The sequence below is a fragment of the Actinotalea ferrariae genome (assembly GCF_019733465.1).
In the GTDB taxonomy this organism is placed as follows: domain Bacteria; phylum Actinomycetota; class Actinomycetes; order Actinomycetales; family Cellulomonadaceae; genus Actinotalea; species Actinotalea ferrariae_A.
This window is the reverse complement of record NZ_JACVQL010000396.1, coordinates 1-3,811: the sequence shown is the minus strand read 5'-3', so window position 1 is coordinate 3,811 and position 3,811 is coordinate 1. Positions and strand designations below refer to the sequence as shown.

The 3,811-nt window shown below is 77.3% G+C and carries 3 protein-coding genes; all 3 read right to left on the bottom strand.

Translation table 11 applies throughout. The annotated features are described in order from the left end of the window. Positions 1-423, bottom strand: a 423-nt coding sequence (locus ICW40_RS20265) for a TetR/AcrR family transcriptional regulator (RefSeq protein WP_308121941.1), incomplete at its 3' end; no start/stop codon positions are given. 206 nt (positions 424-629) lie between these two features. Further along, the gene (locus ICW40_RS20260) at positions 630-2,168 is read right to left on the bottom strand and encodes an ATP-dependent DNA ligase (protein WP_221655776.1); all 1,539 of its coding nucleotides are present in this window, start codon (positions 2,166-2,168) and stop codon (positions 630-632) included. 94 nt (positions 2,169-2,262) lie between these two features. Then, positions 2,263-3,811 (bottom strand): alpha/beta hydrolase family protein (locus tag ICW40_RS20255; protein ID WP_221655775.1); only part of this gene is annotated, 1,549 nt, incomplete at its 5' end.

Genomic DNA, 3,811 nt, shown 5'->3' with positions numbered 1-3,811 from the left:
GTCCCGGTCCGGCAGGTCCCCGCCGTCTGCGCCCTCGCCGCCCGCGCCCGACGCGCCGCCCGGCGTGAGCGCGACGTCGCGCAGGCCGAGGTTGGCGGCGAGCAGCGCGGCGCCCTCACCGAGCAGGAGCATGAGGCCGTCCCACGCGCGCTCGGCGCGCTCCGCCTCGGCCGCGACGGTGCGCATGCGCTCGAGCGGCTCCTCGAGCGCGGCGTCGACCAGCGTCTGCTTGTCGCCGAACCGCCGGTAGACCGTGCCCACCCCGACGCCGGCGTGGTGCGCGACCTCGTTGAGGCCCACGCCGAGCCCGCGCGACGCGAACAGCTCCCGTGCTGCGCGCACGATGCGCTCGCGGTTGGCGGCGGCGTCCCGGCGCAGCCGCGGCCCCCCGTCCGCCGCGGGCCCCACCGACGCACTCTGCACGGCCCGACCCTACGACGCCCCGCCCCGCCCGCCCGCCCGAGCCCGCCCTGCGCCCCCGCCCTTGCGCCCCGCCGTGCGACCCGCCCCGCCGTGCCCCTCGCCGCCCGCCGCCCCCGCCCGGTCCGCCGAGGTCGACATCGGGGGTCGAGGTCGACACCCGCGAACGTCGACCTCGGCGCCGGATGTCGACCTCGCCGGTGGTTCGGTCAGGAGGTGGGGGTGGCGAGCGAGCGGACCGTGTCGATCGTGTCCGCCTCCGACGCCGGCTTGTCGTCGCGGTAGCGGAGCACGCGCGCGAAGCGCAGAGCGAGGCCGCCGGGGTACCGGGACGAGCGCTGGAGCCCGTCGAAGGCGATCTCGACCACCTGCTCGGGGCGCAGGGTGACGGTCCAGCCGTCGTCGTCGACCTCGAGCTCGCGGAAGCGCTCGGTCTGCCAGGCGAGCATCTCGTCGGTCATGCCCTTGAACGTCTTGCCCAGCATCACGAACCCGCCGGACCCGTCGCGCGCGCCGAGGTGGATGTTGGACAGCATCCCAGCCCGGCGGCCGGACCCGCGCTCGACGGCGAGCACCACGAGGTCCAGCGTGTGCCGCGGCTTGACCTTGACCCACGCGCTGCCGCGACGGCCCGCCTCGTACGGCGCCGCGGCGTCCTTGACGATCACGCCCTCCTGGCCCTGCCCGACCCAGCGCGCGAACGCCTCCTGCGCGACGGCGGCGTCGTCCGTCACGACGCGCTCGACGACGTGCCCGGCCGCGACCTCGTCGAGCACCGCGAGCCGCTCGAGCAGGGGAGCGCCCATGAGGTCGCGGCCGTCGACGTGCAGCACGTCGAAGAAGAACGGGCTGAGCGCGACCTCGGCCGCGAGCTCGGCGTCGCGCGTCGCGCTGCGGGCCGACGTCTCCTGGAAAGGGCGGGGGCGGCCCGACGCGTCGAGCGCGAGCGCCTCGCCGTCGAGCACGGCGGCGCGGACGGGGAGGGCGCGGACCACCTCGACGAGCTCGGGGACGCGCGCGGTGATGTCGTCGAGGCTGCGGGTGTGGACGCGCACGTCGTCGCCGTCGCGGTGCACCTGCACCCGGATGCCGTCGAGCTTCGCGTCGACGACGACCGTCCGGCCCTCGAAGCCCGCGACGGCGGCCGCGACGTCGGGCGCCGAGGCCGCGAGCATCGGCCGGACCGGCCGCCCGACGGTCAGCGTGAACGCGCCCAGGGCCGCGAGGGCGTCGTCGGGCGACGAGGCACCGAGCGCGGCGGCCGCGACGGGCTCGGTCGACCCCGCGAGCATCGCGGCGCGGCGCACGGCCTCGGCCGGGACGCCGGCCGCCTCCGCGACCGCGTCGAGGAGCAACGCGTCGAGCGCGCCCTGCCGCAGCTCACCCGTGACGAGGCCGCGCAGCAGGCGCTGCTCGTCGGCGGTCGCGGCGCCGAACAGCTCCGCCGCGAGCGACTGCCGGGCGGTCGTCGAGCCCGGACCGGAGAGCTCCGCCATGCGCTCGAAGGCGGCGTCGACCGCGACGACCTCGAGCGACGGCTCCGCGGCCGGCTCGGGGAGCGTCGTCAGGGAGCGCCAGCCGAGCCCGGTCCGCCGCTGCCGCAGCTCTCCGCCCAGGTACCGGGCGACGACCGGGACCTCGTCCGGCGCGGTGCGGCGCAGCAGGTCCACGAGCAGTGCGCGCTTGGCGAGGCGGGAGCGGGTCGCCGCGAGGGCGGTGGAGGTGGCGGCGACGTCGGCGAGCAGCACCCGATCATCTTCCTGCGCGACGCCCCGCCTGCCCACCGCAGCGGTTCTGGAACCGATCCGACGCGGGGACGTCGGATCGGTTCCAGAACCAGGGTCACCGCTCCGGGTGCACGGGGAGGTGCCGCTCCCACCAGCGCAGGACGTGCTCGAACCGCGCGATGCGGTGCTTCGGGCGGCCCGACCGGGTCAGCTCGTGCCCCTCACCGGGGAACAGGAGCAGCTCGGCGTGCACGCCCCGACGCTTCAGCTCGACGAACCAGCGCTGCCCCTGCTCGACCGGGCACCGCCAGTCCTGCTCGGAGTGGATGACCAGCGTCGGCGTGCGGACGTCGCCGACGTGCGCCATGGGCGACTGCGCGGCCAGCAGGGCCGCGGCCTCGGCGGTGTCGGCGTGGCCGAGGTACTCGAGCCCGAAGAACCAGCCGATGTCGCTCGACCCGGTGAAGCTGACCGGGTCGAGGAAGCCGCGCTCGACGATCGCCGCGGCGAACCGGTGCGTCCGGGTGGTCAGCCACGCGGTCAGGTAGCCGCCGTACGAGCCGCCCATCACCCCGACGCGCTCGCCGTCGAGCCGCAGCGCCGGGTCCGCGAGCGCGGTGTCGAGCAGCGCCAGCACGTCGTCGGTGTCGACCGTGCCGAACCCACGGTGGATCGCGCGGCCGTGCGCGCGCCCGTACCCGGCGGAGCCGCGCGGGTTGCCGTGCACGACGGCGTAGCCCGCCTCGGCCAGGACCTGCACCTCGTCGAACAGCGCGTGCGTGTACTGCGCGAAGGGGCCGCCGTGGATCATGAGGATCGTCGGGTGCGGACCGGGGAACCGGTCGGCGTCGGGCAGCGCGACCCAGCCGTGCACGGGGTAGCCGTCGGGCGCGACCGCGGAGAGCTCGCGCGTCGCGCGCACCCGCCCGGTGCCCCGCAGCTCGGCCGACAGGTCGGTGAGCGGGGTGGTGGCGCCGGCGGCGCGGTCCACCGCGACGACGTCGCCCGAGGACAGCGGGCCGGCCGCGCTCACGACGACGACGCCGTGCGCGCCCGTGTCGACGCCGGTGACGACGGCGGGTGCGTCCACGAGCACCCGCTCGCCTGCCGCGGTCGCGTCGGCGCTGGCGTCCGTCCCTGCGCCGCGCCCTCCGCCGTCGACGTCCGCAGGCAGCGCGACGAGCACGACGGCGCCCCGACGCTGGTCAGCGACGAGGACCTCGTCGTCCGTGACCACGAGCAGACCCGGCACGAGGTCCGTCGTCTCGGGGTCGGTGAGGCGCGCGGGCGCGACCGGCGGCGCCGCGCCGTCCTCGGCCCCGCCGTCGGCAACCCGGTCGTCCTCGGCCCCGCCGTCGCCGGGCGCGGCGTCGACGAGCGCACGCGCCCGCTCGAGGTCGAGCGAGAAGAGCCCGGTCTGCGCGGCGACGAAGTCGAGGCGCGAGGGCCCCTGGTCCCCGGCGAGCAGCCACAGCGTGCGGCCGTCGGGCGACGGCGCGACGGTCTCGACCGAGAGCGTCGAGCCGCGCGCGGCGTCGGTCAGCGGGCGGGGGAGCGCGGGGCCGTCCGCCGGCCGCGCGTCGACGAGCACGGCGTCGCGCAGCAGGTCCTCCTCGCGGCCCGGGTGCAGCGCCGCGACGGCAACGAGCGCGTCGCCGTCCGGC